2 protein-coding genes and 1 pseudogene are annotated in these 2,015 nt (G+C 46.5%); 1 reads left to right on the top strand and 2 read right to left on the bottom strand.

Annotated features, from left to right (window positions below):
• Positions 1–275: 275 nt before the first annotated feature.
• Positions 276–731 (bottom strand): MarR family winged helix-turn-helix transcriptional regulator, encoded by a 456-nt coding sequence (locus tag MO867_RS21755; protein WP_252473055.1) that lies wholly within the window; start codon positions 729–731, stop codon positions 276–278.
• Positions 732–813: 82 nt separating this feature from the next.
• Between MO867_RS21755 and MO867_RS21750 the strand changes: the two genes are divergently transcribed.
• Positions 814–1,110 (top strand): putative quinol monooxygenase, encoded by a 297-nt coding sequence (locus MO867_RS21750; protein ID WP_252473053.1) that lies wholly within the window; start codon positions 814–816, stop codon positions 1,108–1,110.
• Positions 1,111–1,414: 304 nt separating this feature from the next.
• Here MO867_RS21750 and MO867_RS21745 read toward each other — a convergent pair.
• A pseudogene (locus MO867_RS21745) lies at positions 1,415–1,772 on the bottom strand (IS66 family transposase); the annotation flags it as partial.
• Positions 1,773–2,015: the final 243 nt, after the last annotated feature.

Raw genomic sequence — 2,015 nt, 5'->3', positions numbered from 1 at the left:
CGAGCAGTACAGTGACTATGGGGCTATAGCTGTATGAAACTGTCCGAAGTGTTGGAACACCAGAATTGACAATAACTCCACAATAGAGGGCTACGACTGTAAGGTTGGCGCGGTGTAACTATTCAGCATCAACCTCCAAAGCCACCTGTAGGGACGAGATCAGTCGATGGGGCTCTGGCGAAGGTGGCGCGTACTCGGCAAAGAGTTTAATGTACCATGTAACAATCGATTCTTCCGGTCCTTTGGCTTTCGCATTGTTTCGCTGCGTATCGGCATCAAGATTGAGTTTCTTGCTGAAGTTTTTCTAGCAATTTGCGCAAATTTTTCAAATTATCTACACCTAGCAACTTGGCATACTCCACATCGATTTGCAGTTTAATTTTATAAGCCGCGGTTAGAGCCTCTTCACCACGTTGGGTAAACTGAACCATACTCGAACGTTTGTCCTGCTCGTTGGGGACTTTCTTCACGTACCCTTTGCTTTGTAGTTCATTGGCCAGCTGCCCCATGGCTTGTTTTGTCATGCCTGCCTTTTCGGCAAGGCTAGTGATTGAGTCACCAGTGGTACTGAGATTTGAAATTAACTGAGTGTGAGAGAGGGTAATATCGGAAAAACCATAATTGTGCAGTAGGGCTACTGCCCGCTCACTATACGTTTTCGCGGCATACTGGAACAGTCGACCAATATTGGTTTCGCGTAGTGCTAGCAGGTCATGTGAAAATTCGCTCATAGTAGCCCCTTGGAAATATAGTAAAGTTGGTTTACTATTATCTTGGTAAGGTTACTTTACTATATTGCCAGGAGGCTGTCATATGATCGTCATTCGGATAGAGCTAGCTGCGAAAGCTGAGAATCAGGCTGCGCTTGTGGGCTACTTCAAAGAGGAGGCGGAGCGCAATAAGACCTCACAGGGTTGCATTGCGTATCAGTTGTATCAGGACGTGTCTGAGACAAACGGCTTTTTACTGTATGAAGAGTGGGAGAGCATGGAGTCCTTTGCGGTCTACAAGCACTCAGAAGGCTTCAGAAAACTCATGGCCACTGTCTTTCCATTATTGGAGGGTAAACCTGACTCGGTTTATTACAGTGGTGAAGTAGTGGGGCCTTAACTTGGCATGATTACCCTACTGTGCGCTGGGTATGGGAGATGCTGAATCATGAGTTAAGACGCTAAAGTCTGGCTCTCACGATTAATTTCTAAAAAGGACTTATTGCACTGGAAAGCAAGGGATTGCCTAGATTTTTGGTGGAAGATTATTTCACTAGAGTGGCTTGTATAAAAGACCTATGAGCGAAATAAATAAAGCAAGAAAGTGAGCAGGGGGTTTGCAAACAGAATTGTAACTATTCAGCACTAACCCCAAAAAATTTGAATTTCTCCAATAAAAATCCAGGCCACCCCCCATTAAGTAGTTACGTTAATGCTTCTCCGGGGTCGATATTATTTTTCTGACAGGTCAACAGGTAGGAGCGGATATGGCAGAAGGCTCTTGCGCCTTCTTCAGAGCGAAAGCAAACCAAGATTTTTGTTGCACCTTAGTCATCCGAAGATCTCGCTCCCCCTGATTATTGGGAACGGTACTTCAGGGCGTTACATAAAACGAAGTACATCCTCTTCGTAGTCACGAAGCCGCTCCAGTAGATTACGAGATTTGCTGCGCTTAAGTCGCCCTCGGAGAGGTGATGTTGTATCCGGTACTGGTGCCGGGCACTCGATATCTCCACGGCCGAGGATTTTGCGATAACGGATTCTCCAGCGCTTTACTGTAGTGGTCAACTCTTTTTGGCCGCCGAACTCTAAGCGTTCCAATATTTTTCTTCCGCCACATTTGGTGGCAATCCATCATTTTTTTGGTGAGGCCGTATTTGGCTGTAGTAACCAATGATGTAGCTGGTGATTCCCTGTTGTGCCGAGGGGAATGATTTATGGGCACGGTAGGAACACCGGTCACCCGACGCCCCCCGCTCAGATCCGTACGTGCGCTACTAACGCATACGGCTCCTACTTCGAGTA

Source organism: Microbulbifer okhotskensis (assembly GCF_023895975.1).
GTDB classification, from domain to species: Bacteria; Pseudomonadota; Gammaproteobacteria; order Pseudomonadales; family Cellvibrionaceae; genus Microbulbifer; species Microbulbifer okhotskensis.
This window is presented reverse-complemented; position numbering and strand designations above follow the sequence as displayed.

Bases quoted from the DNA above. Each gene is read 5' to 3' on its own strand.
- MO867_RS21755 (WP_252473055.1), bottom strand. From the start codon at position 731: ATGAGCGAATTTTCACATGACCTGCTAGCACTACGCGAAACCAATATT.
- MO867_RS21750 (WP_252473053.1), top strand. From the start codon at position 814: ATGATCGTCATTCGGATAGAGCTAGCTGCGAAAGCTGAGAATCAGGCT.